This is a genomic window from Chitinophagales bacterium, assembly GCA_017303835.1.
Lineage (GTDB): Bacteria > Bacteroidota > Bacteroidia > Chitinophagales > Chitinophagaceae > JAFLBI01.
The window spans coordinates 1,822,713-1,839,117 of sequence record JAFLBI010000001.1; the positions used below are offsets into that span (position 1 = coordinate 1,822,713).

The window sequence follows — 16,405 nt, forward strand, 5'->3', positions numbered from 1 at the left end:
TGATGAAAAAAATACTCCTGCTGTTTGTACTGATTAGCTTGGGCAATCTTGCAGATGCGCAAAATAAGTTTCAGGAATCTGTCACGCAAATCATCCAAACAGCTGATGAACAAATCCCTTTCAGTGGTACAGTCCTGATTGCAGAGAAAGGTCGGATACGCTATCATCAGGCTTTTGGTTATCGGCTTTTTGCAGACAGTGTTGCAATGGAAGCGAATGATGTATTTGAACTGGCTTCTGTATCCAAACAGTTTACAGCCATGATCATTATCATGCTCAAAGAAAAAGGATTGTTACAGTTTGATGATGCCATTGATAAATATGTATCCGTTCCCTACAAAGGAATTACTATTCGCCATTTGCTCACACATACTTCCGGCTTACCGGATTATCAGGCCATCATGGATAAATATTGGGACAAATCCAAAGTAGCTGGCAATCAGGATATCATCGCTTACCTCAATCAATATGCACCGCCTGCTAAGTTTACTCCTGGTGAAAAATATGATTACAGCAATACAGGCTATGTACTACTCGCTAGTATTGCAGAAAAAGCATCCGGCAAAGATTTTATTCAACTCAGTAGAGAATGGATTTTTCAGCCACTCAAAATGCGCGAAACCAATATTCGCACTGCAGCAGAAAAAGCCGTACTCAGCAATTTTGCCTTAGGCCATATTTATGTGCCTTTCAGAAAAGCATTTATTCGTGCTGATTCATTTCCATCCAGCAACTATACCATTTGGCTGGGTAATCGAAAAGGTCCTGGCCGTATCAGTTCAACAGCTACAGATTTATTAAAGTGGGATCAGGCATTGTACAGTAATAAGCTCATTAGCGCAGCATCCCTGGCAGAAGCATTTCAACCCATGCGTTTGAATAATGGGCAACTATCACAATATGGTTTTGGCTGGGATCTTGATGCAGATAGCACACTGGGCAAAATTGTTGCACACAATGGCGACAACCCGGGTTATAAAACAATGATCGTCCGTTTTATAGATACACAACAGACGATCATTGTACTTTGCAATAATGCACATCCTCAATTCAACAATATCATTGCTCAATTACAGCGCTTATTGGCATCTTATAAACTCGCAAAGCTATAGCCCAAGCGCTTCAGCGGCATTTCTCTAACACGCACATTTGTTGCAGCAGCAATGGCATTCATCATTGCAGGCATGGCAGATGGCACACTGGTTTCACCAGCACCACCAGGTTCTTCCGTACTCTGCACAATGGTAATATCAATCGGTGGCAGGTCATTCATACGCACCACTTCAAAATCGAAGAAACTACTTTGCTGCACTGCACCATTCAACACCGTGATTTCACTTTTCATCAAAGCACTCATGGCCCATACATAACTACCCTGTACCTGATTGGTTAATCCATCCGGATCAATCACCGTACCGATATCTGTTACCACAATCGCTTTGTGAATCTTCACCTGTTTCTCTTTGTTCACGCTTACTTCAAACGCATGTGCGGTATAGGCTTTGGCATGATTGTAAAAACAACAAGCAATACCCACTCCTCTTCCAACCGCACGCTTTTTATTCCAACCAATCTTCTCTGCACATTGCTTCAATACATTTTCCATTCTGCGCGGATCATACACAGAACCTCCCTTGATTGGCCCTTTCTGTAATCCAGCCAGCAGATTGAGTCTGTAAGAAAGGCCATCCATTCCTGCTTTCTTAGCCAGCTCATCCACAAAACATTCTATCACCACATTGTTATAGGTGAAGTTGACTGAACGCCACCAGCCCAAAGACACAGGCGGCATCGTACGCGTCATGGGTGCCCGCAATTGTGGGATATCATAATACATATCACCATAAGCACCACCTCCAGCTTCTGCACTAAACCAACCAGGATTGCCTTTATTCCCCTGGAAGAAATCCATCACCGGTGAAATCACAATATGGTGTTGCCATTGATCTGGTTTTTTACTGGCGCTGATCTTAGCACTCAGCTGGTGTGTAGAACAAGGTCTGTACACATCAAAACGAATATCATCTGCGCGTGTAAAAATCAACTGTACAGATTTGCCTTCCATCACTTTGGCAATCTGCATGGCTTCCGCACCATAATCTGCACTGAGCTTTCTGCCAAAACCACCACCCATTGGTTGCAGGTTGATGAATACATCAGCAGCTTTCAGGTTAAAATATTTTGCACCTGCACTCGCTACTTTGCCGGGATTCTGAAAACCACCCCAGAGTTCAAACTTACCATCCTTGAACTGGGCAGTACAGTTGGGCGGCTCCATTGTAGCATGCGCCACAAAAGGAATGCGATACACCGCTTTCACTATACCGGCTGCATTCGCATCATAGCTATCTGTAACAACATCACCCTTCTCGTTATAAATAAGATCAGCTTTTTCTTTCAGCTTTGATTCCTGCAGTTTGTAATAAGAAGCCGTAGAAACCGTAGCATCTGCTTTGGACAAATCCCATTCTACTTTTAATCTTTGTTGTGCTTTCAATGCGCTCCAGCGATTGTTGGCTACAATAGCCACACCACTTCTGTTTTCAATCTGATCACCCATTTCCTTCATCTCAAACAGCTGTACAATACCATCTACTTTGCTGATAGAGGCAGGATCCCAACTCTTCACTTTACCATTTAAAACAGGGCAACGTACAATCACCGCATACAACATGCCCGGCAGTTTGAGATCGATGCCATATTTCATCTTACCGCTCACAATCTCTTTAAGATTGGTTTTCTTCTGCCCTTGCTTACCAATCACACGGAAGTCTTTGTAATTCTTCAGTGCAGGATCTTTGGGCACAGGCATTTTGCTGGCCTTCTCGATCAAGTCTTTATAAGCAAATTCTTGTCCTGTTACAGAGTTAACAACCTTACTTCTTTCTGCTTTGCAAGTCTCAATAGACACATTCCATTCCTTGGCCGCAGCAGCAATCAGCATCTCACGCGCCGTAGCACCTGCTTTGCGCAATGGCTGATATTGTCGGATGGTACTGGTACTACCGCCTGTTGAATAATCCCCACTCTTGGCTGCATCATATGGCATGGCTTCCACCACAATATCTTTCAGATCGGCTTCCAACTCTTCTGCCATAATCATGGGCAAAGAAGTTTGTACACCCTGACCTGATTCCTGCTTCACCACATAGACAATGATTTTTCCATCGGGGCATAAACGCACCAAGGGACTAGGCTGCCAACATTCAAGTGCATTGGCTGCAAGACCTTTTACAGGTAAAAGTTGTGCGAGTGTCCACCCGCCAACTGTCATAGAGCTGATTTTGATAAAATCTCTTCTGCGCATAGCAAGTGTTTATGATTTGGCGGATAATTCTGCTGCTTTATGAATGGCTTTACGGATACGCTCATACGTACCACATCTGCATACCACCTGACTCATCACTTCGTTGATTTGTGCATCGGTGGGTTTGGGATATTGCTTCAGTAAAGCAACAGTGCTCATGATTTGTCCCGACTGACAATAACCGCACTGTGGCACATTCATGTCGATCCATGCCTGTTGTACAGGATGTGTTGCATCTGCTGACAAACCTTCGATGGTGGTAACCTGTTTTCCCACGCAGGCTGATGCAGGATACTGGCAGGATTTTACTGCCTTACCATCAATCAACACAGTGCAGGAACCGCAGGAACCCACACCGCAACCATATTTGGTACCGGTAAGGTCCAGCACATCGCGCAGCGCCCATAATAACGGCATATCGGCAGGCACGTCAACAGTTTGTGGTTGTCCGTTTACCTGAAGCGAATACTGAGGCATAATCAGAAAGGTATTTGGTGTAAAAAAGCGTTGTCGAACTTACAATTTATTTAGCTTCGGTTCAAAGCAAATACATGAAACAGCTGCTTTGGACGATTGTTTGTTGTACCGCACTACAGGTATCTGCACAAAAATACCAGCGCATTCACCGCAAAGCGGTGATGGTAGATACCCACAATGATTTGCTGACAGCTGTGATTGAGAAAAAATTGCAATTAGATAGCGATCTAAAAGGTAAGACCCACTCCGACCTGAATCGCTTTTTACAAGCTGGTGTTGATCTGCAATTGTTTTCTGTTTGGTGTGATGGTGAAAAACAAAACCCATTTGCTTGGGCTAATCGCGAAATGGATACACTATTGGCTGTTGCACAGCGCAATCCGGATAAACTAATCATCACAGATAATCTTGCTTCGATGGAGACTGCATGGAAGCAAGGTAAACTGGTGGGACTATTTGGCGTGGAAGGCGGACACATGATCGAGAATGACTTGACTAAGTTGGATCAACTCTATGCTAAGGGTGCACGCTATATGACACTCACATGGAACAATTCTACATCCTGGGCTAGTTCAGCTTGGGATGAAACCATGCAGCCGGAAAAGTTGACACAAAAGGGATTAACTGCTTTTGGTAAGCAGGTGATACAACGCATGAATCAATTGGGGATGTTGGTGGATTTATCGCATGTGGGTGTACAAACATTTTGGGATGCGATGAATACAACGACCAAACCAGTTTTAGTGTCGCATAGTAATTGCCATGCCATTTGTCCGGTACCACGCAACCTCACCGACGAACAGATTAAAGCCATTGGTAAAAATGGTGGCGTGATACACTTGAATTTTTATTCTGGCTTTGTAGATAGCAGCTTCAAACAAAAAGAAACTGCATTTCTGCAGGCGCATGCGCGTGAATTGGACTCGTTGAAGCAGACAGGTATGCAGCAAGAATATGCGATGAGCATCTTAACCAACAAGTATGCTGATGAAGTCTATAACATCAGACCAACATTGGATCAGCTGCTCAATCACCTCGATCATATTGTTCGCCTCATTGGCGTAGACTATGTGGGCATGGGTTCTGATTTCGACGGCATCACATCTGCACCCAAAGAGTTGAATGATGTCACCGACTACCCTTTGATCACCAAAGCCCTACTCGAAAGAGGTTATTCCAAGAAAGACATTGAAAAAATATTAGGTAAAAATTTCCTTCGCATTCTCAAAGCCAATCAGCTATGAAAGTATTTTTCGCTTCGCTACTGCTATTGCCATTATTCCTGCAAGCCCAATTCTCTTCAGCCGATAAAGCACGTTGGCAACAGCACGCCAAGAACACCACCATTATTCGCGACAATTGGGGTGTACCGCATATCTATGGCAAGACAGACGCAGATGCAGTCTTTGGTTTAATCTACGCACAATGCGAAGACGATTTTGCTCGAGTAGAGATGAACTATATCAATATTCTTGGGAGAAGCAGTGAAGTAAAAGGTGCGCAAAATATTTATGAAGACCTCTATACCCGTATGGTGATTGATTCTGCAGCAGCTGTGAAGGATTATCAACAAGCACCACAATGGTTGAAGAAATTGTTACAAGCTTGGTCGGATGGGATTCATTATTATCTCTCCAAAAATCCCAACGTGAAACCACTGCGCATACAAACATTCAAACCTTGGTATCCATTGATGTGGACCGACGGCAGTATCTCTGCTATCAGCACGGGCTTTCTCGCATCAAGAGATGTGAAGAATTTCTATGAACAAAAAGATGCGGTGGCGCAGGTAGAAAGTCGCCATTTCAATGAAGCACAAACCGGCTCAAACGGTTTTGCCATAGCACCAGCTAAATCAGCTACAGGTAATGCTATGCTGTACATCAATCCGCACACTAGTTTTTATTTCCGTCCGGAAGTGCATATGGTGAGTGAAGAAGGATTGAATGCCTATGGTGCAGTTACTTGGGGACAGTTTTTCATCTATCAAGGCTTCAATGAATACTGCGGCTGGATGCACACCAGTAGCAATGCAGATGTAAGTGATGTATATAAAGAGACCATCCAGCAAGTGAATGGCAAATATGTCTATCGCTATGATGGCAAGGACTTACCCGTTCAAACAAAACAAGAAAGCATCACTTACGTGAAGGATGGCCAATACGCACACCAAAACTTTACTGTGTACAGCACAGGACATGGACCGGTAATGGGCAAGCAAGGACAGCATTGGTTGAGTGTGAAAAGTTTTAATCGCTCTATAGACGGACTCATGCAATCATGGTTACGCACCAAAGCAAAAGGCTTGGCCGACATGCGCAAAGTGATGGAGTATCGCGCCAATACTTCAAACAATACGGTGTATGCAGATGCGCAGGGAAATATTGGCTATTGGCATGGCAATTTCATGCCCATACGTGATACTGCTTATGATTGGGGCAAAGCAGTAGATGGCACCACTTCCAAAACTGAATGGAAAGGATTGCATCCTGCAACGGCAACTATTCAAGTCATCAACCCCAACAATGGTTGGTTACAAAACTGTAACTCTACACCATTTACAGTTGCAGGCAGCAATAGTCCCAAGCGCAATGCTTATCCGCCCTATATGGCGCCTGATGGAGAGAATTTCCGCGGACTGAATGCCGTGCGCGTATTAAGCAAACAAGACAAGTTTCATCTGGAAGAAATGATTGCAGCCGGTTACGACACTTACTTAACAGCCTTTGAAATATTGGTTCCTGCACTGGCAAAAGCATATGATGATGCAGATGAAGCCACCAAACAAGCCTTGGCAGAACCGATGAAAGTAATGCGTACATGGGATTATCGCAGCAATGAAAATTCTGTAGCCACCACATTAGCTGTCGAGTGGGCGCAGTTTCAATTATCTCGTGCCATACAACAAGTGTACATTGAGCAGGGTGATGATGATCAAGTAGCGAGAACCAGAAAATTTGCTGCAACAGTTGCACCACAAGAATTGCTCAAGACTTTTCAGAATACGATTAATCAATTGGTAAAGCAGCATGGTACGTGGAATATGCCATGGGGCGAACTCAATCGCTTTCAACGTTTGAATGGTGCTATTGATTTACAGTACGATGATAACGCAGCTAGCTTACCTGTAGGCTTTGTTTCATCTACTTGGGGTTCGCTGCCTTCGTTTAATAGTCGCTACGCCAACAATACGAAAAAACGTTATGGCTTTAATGGCAATAGCTTTATTGCTGCTGTAGAGTTTGGTAAAAAAGTTCGTGCAAAGTCCGTTTTAGCAGGTGGCAATAGTAGCGATCCTGCATCGCCTTATTTTACCAATCAGGCAGCTATGTATACGAAGGGACAATTCAAAGATGTGTTGTTCTACAAGGCAGATGTATTGAAAAATGCGGTGAAGACCTATCATCCATAGAGAAATACTTCTCTATAAAGCTTTATATTATTATTCATTATTTAGATAATGAGTAATGATTTTAGTCATCTTATGACCACAAAAATTAAATCAATTTTGTAGTTGAAAGAGTTTTATGCTTTATCAACAAATCAAGAAAAAAAATAAATTCAAACTTTATTATTCTTTCTTACTTCTTCTTATAGCAGTATCAAGCAGTTGTAGAAAAAATATCCCGCCAAAACCTGTAGATGCTTCTTTCGTGATATCTGAAGTGATTTCATACGGTCCTTATGCAGATAAATTTGAGCCCTACGATACCGATAGCGCAACATCATGTGTGGTGAGATTTACAGCTAATCAAGTACAAGAAACAGGCATTGAATACGAATGGAATATAGGTACTGATCCAACCTCCTTTAATAAAAACTCATTTGTTGTTGATTTCTGTGGCACACCAGCCAGAACTATCAACATCAAACTTTTGGTAAGAAAACGAAACCAAACTGATGGATCAATAAAGGAAGAAATAAGCACAACTAGAAAACTATATCTTAAAAAGAATACGACTATATACGGTAGCTACATCGGAAAATATGAAGGTGATAACAACAATTATGTCCTAAAAATAGAGCCCAATATCAATATTCCAGTGGAAAATGAAATGGGTATTCAAAACTATACCGGTATACTCATCTCTTCAAATTCGCCAAAAAACGATACCGTTTATCTTCCTAATGATTGGGGCAGTTCAGCAATTGTTTTATTATCTAGAAGTCTTTACTTATATCATTTCGAACCTATTCCAACAATACCTCAGGTTAATAAAACGATTACACCTAGAAAAATAACATCTGTTTTAAATAAAAATAATAAAGACATTGATCTACTGGTCGAAGGGTGGGACCCTAAAACACATTTATCCAAGAACGTTCACTTTAAAGGGAACAGAATATAAAAACGAGATCAATAACTTATCATGCATCACAATGAAATAAAGTGGCAAAAGGAGTCTGATAAAGGAACAATTACTTTCTATGCATAAGACAATTTTCAAAATAATGAATTATATATTCCGCAAATGAAAGGATTTATAGTAAAGAAAAAACAAAATTACTACCGGCTTATGTACTGGGCACTTTACATAGCATTAATTATTGCTTTTTTTAGCTGTAAAAAGAATACCCAAACAAGACCACTAGATGCATCCTTTATTGTTTCTGAGGTAATTGAATATGCTCCTTATGCAGCAAAGTTTGAAGAATATGACACAGATAGTATTACATCATGTATAGTAAGATTCAAGGCTAAAGAGATTGAGAACTCAAATATAAAATACGAATGGGCTATAGGATCAGATCCAAATGTTTTTACTACCCAAAGCTTTCTGATAAATTTTTGTAACTCACCTGCAAGAGTTATTGAAGTAGCATTAAAAGTAAAAAAGACAAGCTCTATTGATGGCACTATTATAGAAGAAGCGATCTGTAGACGAAAGATTTTTTTAAAAAAGACAACAACTATTTATGGAGAGTATATTGGCAATTTTAATAACGAGATAAATAAAAGTACTTTATCCATTCAACCTAATATTAATTTGAGTAGACAAAGCGTCATGGGAATTCAAAATTATACAGGAATATTAATTGTATCTGATAATAGAAATTACGACACACTCTATTTACCAAATCATTGGGGTGCTTCAATTGCAACATTATCAAGAAGTTTATATCTATACCATTTCGAACCAATTCCAAATAATCCAATAAACAAACAAATCTTACCAATAAAGCTTACTGCCCTTGTTGATAAAACAAATAAAGAAATTAAACTGTCTGTAGAAGGTTTTGAATCTAACTCCTACACTAAAAAATTTTATTCATTTACTGGCACTAGACAATAAAATAGAGACTGAAAAATTGAAAAGCTATTAATAAGCACCTAAGTTAATATGCGCACGTTTTTATTAACTATACCAACACATTGAGGATAGCTTCATCAATCCGCTTGGGCTTGCCTGTTTGTTGATCAATCAATATCCATACGCTGGTTGCAGTCAGTATGGTTTGATTATCCGCCACGCGTGTGATGGTAAAATGTCTGTCCCAAGTAACAGCACTATGCGCACCCGTCCAAGTATCGATGCGCAATGCATCACCAGGAAAAGCCTGTGCTTTGTATTCGATTTCCCACTTACGCAACATCCACACAACAGATGCATTAATATCAGCAGGCACTTTGCTGTTCCAATGCGCTGCAGCAATATCCTGCAACCATTGCACATAGACCACATTGTTCACGTGCTGCAAGGCATCGCAATGTGCTTCTGTAACAGTGATCAATTGTTCAAAGCGGCCCATCTAATATTGCATCAATTGCTGCACGGTTGCGTGCAAGCGTGATTTAGCCAAGAAGTTTTTCTCCAAATCCATATTAAATGGAATAGGCGTATCCAAAGAAGCGCAACGCAACACAGGTGCATCCAATAATTCAAAACAATGCTCACTAATCCATGCACTGATTTCTCCGCCAATGCCACCAAACAAATTGTCTTCATGCAGAATCAGCACCTTACCAGTTGATTGCACGGCAGTGCGGATTGCGTCATAATCCAATGGTACCAAACTGCGCAGATCGAGAATTGTTGCACTGATTTCCGGATGAGTAGCCACATATTCTTTCGCCCAATGCACAGCTGCACCATAGGTAATGATGGTAATATCAGATCCTGTTTGTATAGTCGCTGCTTTGCCGATGGGTACTTCATAGTATTGCTCGGGCACCAATCCGCTCACACTTCTGTACAAAGCTTTGTGCTCGAAGTAGAGCACGGGATTGGGATCATTGAATGCAGCAATCAGTAAACCTTTTGCATCATGCGGATTGGAAGGATACACAATCTTTAGACCAGGCACATGTGCAAACCATGCTTCATTGCTTTGTGAATGAAATGGACCCGCACCAACGCCTGCGCCTGTTGGCATACGCACAACAACATCTGCGTTTTGTCCCCAGCGGTAATGAATCTTCGCCAGATTATTCACGATCTGGTTAAAGCCTACGCTCACAAAATCAGCAAACTGCATTTCCACCATACTCTTGAATCCTTTCAGGCTCAGTCCTAATGCGGATCCAATAATGGCACTCTCACACAAGGGTGTATTGCGTACACGCGCTTTACCAAATTCTTGCACAAAGCCTTCGGTGATTTTGAATGCACCACCGTACTCAGCAATGTCTTGTCCCATCAACACCAATTCAGGATGTTGCTGCATGCTTTGTCGCATCGCTTCTTGAATCGCATCAACAAAACGCAATTCTCTTCCTTCGCTATTTGCTTGATCACGCAGCATGGCTGCGGTATTCGGCACCACAGGTGCAAACACATCAGCTACTTCTTCTGCAGTATCAGGTGTTAATGCTTGTGCTTGATAAGCAGTCTCCAATTCAGTTTCAATGTAGATACGCAGTTCATTGCGGATATCGGCAATCTGCATTTCAGTGAGTACACCACCGGTGACAAGTTCTTGTTCATAGTTTTTCACCGGATCTCTTCTACCCCATTCTTCAAACAATTCTTTGGGTACATATTTCGTACCACTGGCTTCTTCATGTCCGCGCATGCGGAAAGTCATGCACTCAATCAAGTAAGGCTTTTGTTCGCGTATGCAATAATCGCGTACACCGCGAATCGTATCAAACACAGTCAGCAAATCATTCCCATCAATGCGAATACCATCCATGCCATAACCCTTTGCTCTCTCCACCAGGCTTTCGCATTTGTATTGTTCATTCACGGGCGTACTCAAACCATAGCCATTATTCTCAATGATGAAGATCACCGGCAAGCCCCAGACAGCAGCCACATTCAGCGCTTCATGAAAATCGCCTTCGCTGGTGCCGCCATCGCCTGTAAAGGCCAAGGATACTTTTTGTTCTTGTCTTAGTTGATGTGCCAATGCAACACCATCGGCAATCGCCAACTGAGGACCTAGATGCGAAATCATGCCACAGATATGATGCGCTTTCGTACCGAAGTGAAAACTTCTTTCGCGGCCCTTGCTATAACCGTCTTTATTACCCTGCCATTGCATGAAGAGTTTGTGCAGCGGCATTTGACGAGATGTAAACACCCCAAGGTTTCTGTGCAGCGGCATGATCCATTCATCGGGCTCAAGTGCGAGTGTAGCGCCAACAGCAATCGCTTCCTGACCAATACCGCTGAACCATTTACTAATCTTTCCTTGACGCAGTAATACGAGCATTTTCTCCTCAATCATGCGAGGCAGCAAAATGGCTTTGTACAAATTGATGAGTTCTGCGTTGCTAAGTCCCTTCCTGTCCATACCCTTGAATTGAATGTGTCTAAGATAGTATGTTTTGCGGGGAGGATGTGCTGAACCACCCGTACAACTCCTGAATACATATGGTTCAACCCCTTCGGGGTTGGTCACCACCCTCTCATACAGCCGCAAGTTGCACTAGCGGTTATATTTATTGAAGCCCTTCAGGCTTGTAAAAGAGACAAAAAACTACAACGTGTGACGAACCCCGAAGGGGTTCAATATGAATAGCAGATAGAAATAAAGGTAGCTTCACAACCACGAAGTGGTTGAACCTTATATCAGATACTGCTCCTCAAATGCAATACCTTGCTCATTGAGTAGATCGAGATATTCTTCCCGAAATGATTTTGTATGATGATGTATTTCTTGTTGCTGAACATAATCGATTAATCGATCCCGCTCTTTTATGCTATACGTGAATGCACCATATCCGTCCTGCCAACCTTCAAAATTTTTAAATAATTGTTGCTCCTTAATGTAAGCGGAGCTAGCCACTTTGATATCCTTCACCAAAGAAGCCAAAGCAATGGATGGATGTAAATGCGTTACGATATGCAGATGATCTTCCACCCCATTAATCTTATAAACATGACATTGTTTATTCTTCAGCAAACCACCAATGTATTGAAACAAGATTGGTCTGCCTGCCTTTGTTAATGTACATGCTCGGTACTTTGTGCTGAAAATAATCTGATACAGTATTTGCGTATAGGTGCTCATAACAAATGATTTTTTCACCTATTGGGGGGATAGGATTTGAAATTAAGTATGATCTATTTATTGAATTTAATGGTTATTCATACTGGTTTTTCGTTAAAACAGATTTGTATTTTTTGTTCAACCCCTTCAGGGTTGGTTGCCACCTATCAATATAGCCGCAAGTTGCACTTGCGGCTACGCCTGTTCAAGCCCTTCGGGCTTGTGAAAAGTCTTATTCGATCAGAACCCCAAAGGGGTTCAATATGAATAGAAAAGCAAGTTTAATAAGACACACAACCACGAAATGGTTTAATACTGGAAAAAACCAAGGCCACCCCCGTAGAGATGGCCTTATTTGATCCTTCAGTGGGGTGAAGTATTTAATCCCTGCTGGCCAGACGGCTCAACAGTTTCAGAATTTCTACATACAACCAAACAATGGTTACCAGCAAACCAAACGCACCATACCATTCCATGAACTTAGGTGCACCGGCTTCAGCACCACGCTCAATCATGTCAAAGTCCAGAATAAGGTTCAGCGCAGCAATCGCTACAACGAACAAGCTGATACCAATGCCCAGCATACCACCATTGGTTATGCTCATGAAAGGCATGTTCACGCCAAACAGGCTAACAATCCATGTAATCAAATAAAACAGGGCAATACCCAAAGTAGCAGTCATTACCACAGCTTTGAACTTCTGCGTAGCCTGAATAACACGGAAATTATAGAGCAGGAACATCGCAATCGCTACACCAAAAGTGAGGCCTACGGCCTGCATCACGATACCGGGATACTTTTCTGCAAACATGCTATTGATCACCACAGAAATGGCACCAATAAACAAACCTTGCAGAATGCCATAAGCAGGTGCCAGATAGCCAGCCCAATTGGGTTTAAAGCTGATGATCAAACCCGTGATCAATCCGCCAATTGCACCTACAATCATCAGGGTCATAGCCGTTTGAGGCTTCTCCTGCATGTAGAGGTTCCAGGTATACGCTGCACCAGCTACCACCATCAGCATCAGAAAACCGAACTTATTGATGGTACCGCGGATGCTCATCACACCGGCATTGTCAGCACTTGCCTGCTGTGCACGGTCAAACATTTTCTCTGTTAAAGTGGGGTTGCCCGACTTAAATAATGCCATACAATCGAATTTTGCACTCAAATGTAAGGAAACCGAGTATTCAAAGATGTTAAAGGCGGGTCTTTGGACTTTGGATGCTGGTTTTAATGGATTGAACAATGAATTAGCACCGTTTTGCCCAATTCGAGCCCGAACAAATCGGCAAACTGCAACCCCAAACAAGCAACTATGCACCATAAACCAAAAACCAAAAGCCACCTGAGAAAAATCATCTTTTACACGGCAAAACTTATATTAAATTCGTTCGATTCTAGTACAGAAAACAGTAAGTCACATGGCCATTAAGGAAGAAGTTCTACAGAATGTCGTGATCAAGTTCGCCGGCGATAGCGGCGATGGTATGCAGTTGACAGGACAACAGTTCACCAACAATACAGCCCTCCTGGGTATTGATCTGGCTACTTTCCCCGATTTCCCCGCAGAAATTCGTGCCCCACAGGGAACATTACCCGGTGTATCGGGATTTCAGATCCATTTCTCCAGCGAAAAAGTATTTACCCCCGGTGATCTTTGCGATGTGCTGGTGGCTATGAATGCTGCTGCGCTGAAAGTAAACCTGAAAAGCCTGAAAGCAGGTGGTAAAATCATTGCCAACACCGATGGCTTTGATGGCAAGAACCTACGACTGGCCAACTACCCTGAAGGCGTAAATCCTTTGGAAGATGGCAGCCTCGATGGCTATCTGGTTACCAAGATTGATGTGACCAAACTTACCCGCGAAGCACTAAAGGATTTTCCTGAGCTGGGCGTGAAAGAACGCGATCGTGCGAAGAACATGTTTGTTCTGGGTTTCATCTATTGGATGTACAATAGAAATCTGGACAATACCATCGACTTCCTGAAAGAGAAATTCGGTAAGAAGGATGTGATTTTGCAGAGCAATATCAAAGTATTGCAAGCCGGATATTTTTACGGCGATACGACAGAAACATTTACCACTCGTTATAAAGTTGAACGCGCCAAATTACCTCCCGGTACTTATCGTAGTATCATGGGTAACCAAGCTTTGGCTTATGGTTTGATTGCAGCTAGCGAGAAAAGTGGCTTACCGCTATTCTTAGGAACTTATCCTATCACACCCGCTTCAGACATTCTGCACGAACTGAGTAAATACAAGACTTTTAATATCCGCACTTTCCAGGCGGAGGATGAAATTGCCGGCGTAACATCTGCTATCGGCGCTAGCTATGGCGGTTACTTAGGTGTTACCACAACATCTGGTCCGGGTATTGCCTTGAAGGGCGAAGCCATGGGCTTGGCGATGATGCTGGAAATTCCTTTGCTCATTATCAATATCCAGCGTGGTGGACCATCTACCGGTTTGCCTACCAAGACTGAGCAAAGTGATTTGATGCAAGCGTATTACGGCCGTAATGGTGAAGCACCCATGCCCATCGTTTCTGCATCTACCCCAAGCGATTGTTTTGATGCGGTGTATGAAGCAGTTCGCATTGCTGTGCAACACATGACACCTGTGATTTTCTTAAGTGATGGTTATATCGCCAACGGCGCCGAGCCATGGAAATTCCCTCAGTCGAAAGACTTGCAGCAAATTGAAGTGACATTCAAAAAAGCATTGGCTGAAGGCGAAGAAAAATTCCAACCCTATAAGCGTGATGAAAAACTCGCACGTCCATGGGCTATTCCTGGAACACCGGGCTTGGAACACCGCATCGGTGGTTTGGAAAAACAAGATGTAACTGGTAATGTTAGCTATGATGCAGACAACCACCAACACATGGTGAAAACACGTCAGGCTAAAGTGGACAAGATTGCTGATTATATTCCTTTGCAGACCATTGAGTGCGGACCAGAAAAAGGAAAAGTACTCGTACTCGGCTGGGGTTCTACTTTCGGTGCTATCAAGAGTGCTGTAATGGAACTGAATGCACAAGGTCATGCAGTGGCACATGCGCATCTGCGTTACCTACGTCCATTCCCTAAAAACTTAGGCGAGATCTTGAAGAACTACGATCATGTATTGGTACCTGAAATCAATAATGGTCAGCTAGTACGCATCATACGCGATCAATACCTGGTTGATGCAAAAGCATACAATAAAATTATGGGCGTACCCATTACGAAGAGTGAGCTGGTGGATACCATCAGCAAAATGCTGTAACCCCAATAGTGAGACTCCCAATGTACACGCGCAGTCAGCAATGGCTGCGCTTTTTTGTGTAGTTTAGAATATGACCATCGACCAACTCCGAGAATATGCTTTGTCTAAGCCAGACACCGAAGAGACCCTGCCCTTTGGGCCGGATGTATTGGTGATGAAGGTTTCAGGTAAAGTGTTTTTACTGATTTCTTTGGATACAGTCCCGGTACAATTCAATGCCAAATGCGATCCTGAACGTGCCATTGAATTAAGAGAACAATATGCATCCATCCTGCCCGGCTATCACATGAATAAGCAACATTGGAATACCATCATTCTTGATGGCAGTGTACCAATGAAACTGGTAAGAGAATTAATCGATCATTCATACGAACTGGTTGCCAAAAAGAAGACAACAAAAAAGCGGTGAAAATTTCACCGCTTTGTATCATCAGAAAGGGTTAGCGTTCCCAGAGTATCTTCTTTCCTACAATTGGCGTATTGTCGGTATACTTAATCTTGTGCACTTCTACTATCCAGATATCGCCGCGGAAAATAGTAGCTATCGGATATTTCTTTAGGTAAACAGATTTCGCTAAATCCAAAGTGCCCGAATCAGGCTGCATGAATGTGCCGGTAAACTGAATACCTTTTACCACCAGCTTGTCAATCTTATCAGGCAGGATAGTTCCTGCAACAGCTGTATTTTGCAAAGCCTGTTCAATGTGCTTGGTATCAGGATCTGATTTGAAAATAAACCAATGATGGGTTGGTTCATAAGCAAAGTACACAGAAGCGCAATAAGGTGCATCCTTAACAGATGTAGCAAAATTGAGTACACTGGCCGCATCAATGAATTTTACAATTCGCTCATCAATAGCAGGACCATCAGCAGCTGTATAAGCCATAAAACTTAGTTTAATTGATCAA

General features: G+C 42.5%; 14 protein-coding genes. 7 read left to right on the forward strand and 7 right to left on the reverse strand.

Going from position 1 to position 16,405, the window contains the following annotated elements; translation table 11 throughout:
- Nucleotides 1–2 precede the first annotated feature (2 nt).
- Nucleotides 3–1,112 (forward strand): beta-lactamase family protein, encoded by a 1,110-nt coding sequence (locus J0L83_08370; GenBank protein ID MBN8664572.1) that lies wholly within the window; start codon nt 3–5, stop codon nt 1,110–1,112.
- Here the strand turns inward: J0L83_08370 and J0L83_08375 are convergent.
- On the reverse strand, nt 1,091–3,307 hold the full coding sequence (locus J0L83_08375) for a xanthine dehydrogenase family protein molybdopterin-binding subunit (protein ID MBN8664573.1): 2,217 nt from the start codon (nt 3,305–3,307) through the stop codon (nt 1,091–1,093). The genes J0L83_08370 and J0L83_08375 overlap by 22 nt on opposite strands.
- 9 nt (nt 3,308–3,316) lie before the next feature.
- Entirely contained in the window at nt 3,317–3,784 is a 468-nt protein-coding gene (locus J0L83_08380) for a (2Fe-2S)-binding protein (protein ID MBN8664574.1), read from the reverse strand.
- Nucleotides 3,785–3,858: 74 nt separating this feature from the next.
- Here J0L83_08380 and J0L83_08385 point away from each other — a divergent pair, with 74 nt between their 5' ends.
- From J0L83_08385 to J0L83_08400, 4 genes are all read left to right on the forward strand, one after another.
- Nucleotides 3,859–5,028 carry a dipeptidase gene (locus J0L83_08385; protein MBN8664575.1) on the forward strand — a complete coding sequence of 390 codons (1,170 nt, stop codon included), beginning with the start codon at nt 3,859–3,861 and terminating at the stop codon, nt 5,026–5,028.
- The gene (locus J0L83_08390) at nt 5,025–7,196 is read left to right on the forward strand and encodes a penicillin acylase family protein (protein MBN8664576.1); all 2,172 of its coding nucleotides are present in this window, start codon (nt 5,025–5,027) and stop codon (nt 7,194–7,196) included. Before J0L83_08385 ends, J0L83_08390 begins: the two co-directional genes overlap by 4 nt.
- 115 nt (nt 7,197–7,311) lie before the next feature.
- Nucleotides 7,312–8,133, forward strand: a complete 822-nt coding sequence (locus J0L83_08395) for a hypothetical protein (GenBank protein MBN8664577.1) — start codon at nt 7,312–7,314, stop codon at nt 8,131–8,133.
- A 123-nt stretch (nt 8,134–8,256) separates the two neighbouring features.
- Nucleotides 8,257–9,078 (forward strand): hypothetical protein, encoded by an 822-nt coding sequence (locus J0L83_08400; protein MBN8664578.1) that lies wholly within the window; start codon nt 8,257–8,259, stop codon nt 9,076–9,078.
- 67 nt (nt 9,079–9,145) lie between these two features.
- On the opposite strand, the gene J0L83_08405 is transcribed toward J0L83_08400, so the two are convergent.
- The 4 genes from J0L83_08405 to J0L83_08420 form a co-directional block, all read right to left on the reverse strand.
- Nucleotides 9,146–9,535, reverse strand: coding sequence for an acyl-CoA thioesterase (locus tag J0L83_08405; GenBank protein MBN8664579.1), 390 nt, complete (start codon nt 9,533–9,535; stop codon nt 9,146–9,148).
- Nucleotides 9,536–11,521, reverse strand: a complete 1,986-nt coding sequence (locus J0L83_08410; GenBank protein MBN8664580.1) for a dehydrogenase E1 component subunit alpha/beta — start codon at nt 11,519–11,521, stop codon at nt 9,536–9,538. It lies immediately after the preceding gene.
- A gap of 273 nt (nt 11,522–11,794) precedes the next feature.
- Entirely contained in the window at nt 11,795–12,241 is a 447-nt protein-coding gene (gene tnpA, locus J0L83_08415) for an IS200/IS605 family transposase (GenBank protein MBN8664581.1), read from the reverse strand.
- A gap of 359 nt (nt 12,242–12,600) precedes the next feature.
- A complete protein-coding gene (locus tag J0L83_08420; protein ID MBN8664582.1) occupies nt 12,601–13,374 on the reverse strand; it encodes a Bax inhibitor-1/YccA family protein in 774 nt (257 codons plus the stop codon).
- Between the two features lie 274 nt (nt 13,375–13,648).
- Between J0L83_08420 and J0L83_08425 the strand changes: the two genes are divergently transcribed.
- Both J0L83_08425 and J0L83_08430 read left to right on the forward strand, forming a co-directional pair.
- Nucleotides 13,649–15,496: a 2-oxoacid:acceptor oxidoreductase subunit alpha gene (locus J0L83_08425; GenBank protein MBN8664583.1), complete on the forward strand. Its 1,848-nt coding sequence runs from the start codon at nt 13,649–13,651 to the stop codon at nt 15,494–15,496.
- A gap of 70 nt (nt 15,497–15,566) precedes the next feature.
- The gene (locus J0L83_08430; GenBank protein MBN8664584.1) at nt 15,567–15,905 is read left to right on the forward strand and encodes an MmcQ/YjbR family DNA-binding protein; all 339 of its coding nucleotides are present in this window, start codon (nt 15,567–15,569) and stop codon (nt 15,903–15,905) included.
- 31 nt (nt 15,906–15,936) lie between these two features.
- On the opposite strand, the gene J0L83_08435 is transcribed toward J0L83_08430, so the two are convergent.
- Nucleotides 15,937–16,383: a pyridoxamine 5'-phosphate oxidase family protein gene (locus tag J0L83_08435; protein MBN8664585.1), complete on the reverse strand. Its 447-nt coding sequence runs from the start codon at nt 16,381–16,383 to the stop codon at nt 15,937–15,939.
- Between the last annotated feature and the right edge of the window lie 22 nt (nt 16,384–16,405).

Coding starts and splice junctions, on each gene's coding strand:
- J0L83_08370 (MBN8664572.1), top strand. CDS start 3: ATGAAAAAAATACTCCTGCTGTTTGTACTGATTAGCTTGGGCAATCTT.
- J0L83_08375 (MBN8664573.1), bottom strand. CDS start 3,307: ATGCGCAGAAGAGATTTTATCAAAATCAGCTCTATGACAGTTGGCGGG.
- J0L83_08380 (MBN8664574.1), bottom strand. CDS start 3,784: ATGCCTCAGTATTCGCTTCAGGTAAACGGACAACCACAAACTGTTGAC.
- J0L83_08385 (MBN8664575.1), top strand. CDS start 3,859: ATGAAACAGCTGCTTTGGACGATTGTTTGTTGTACCGCACTACAGGTA.
- J0L83_08390 (MBN8664576.1), top strand. CDS start 5,025: ATGAAAGTATTTTTCGCTTCGCTACTGCTATTGCCATTATTCCTGCAA.
- J0L83_08395 (MBN8664577.1), top strand. CDS start 7,312: ATGCTTTATCAACAAATCAAGAAAAAAAATAAATTCAAACTTTATTAT.
- J0L83_08400 (MBN8664578.1), top strand. CDS start 8,257: ATGAAAGGATTTATAGTAAAGAAAAAACAAAATTACTACCGGCTTATG.
- J0L83_08405 (MBN8664579.1), bottom strand. CDS start 9,535: ATGGGCCGCTTTGAACAATTGATCACTGTTACAGAAGCACATTGCGAT.
- J0L83_08410 (MBN8664580.1), bottom strand. CDS start 11,521: ATGGACAGGAAGGGACTTAGCAACGCAGAACTCATCAATTTGTACAAA.
- tnpA (MBN8664581.1), bottom strand. CDS start 12,241: ATGAGCACCTATACGCAAATACTGTATCAGATTATTTTCAGCACAAAG.
- J0L83_08420 (MBN8664582.1), bottom strand. CDS start 13,374: ATGGCATTATTTAAGTCGGGCAACCCCACTTTAACAGAGAAAATGTTT.
- J0L83_08425 (MBN8664583.1), top strand. CDS start 13,649: ATGGCCATTAAGGAAGAAGTTCTACAGAATGTCGTGATCAAGTTCGCC.
- J0L83_08430 (MBN8664584.1), top strand. CDS start 15,567: ATGACCATCGACCAACTCCGAGAATATGCTTTGTCTAAGCCAGACACC.
- J0L83_08435 (MBN8664585.1), bottom strand. CDS start 16,383: ATGGCTTATACAGCTGCTGATGGTCCTGCTATTGATGAGCGAATTGTA.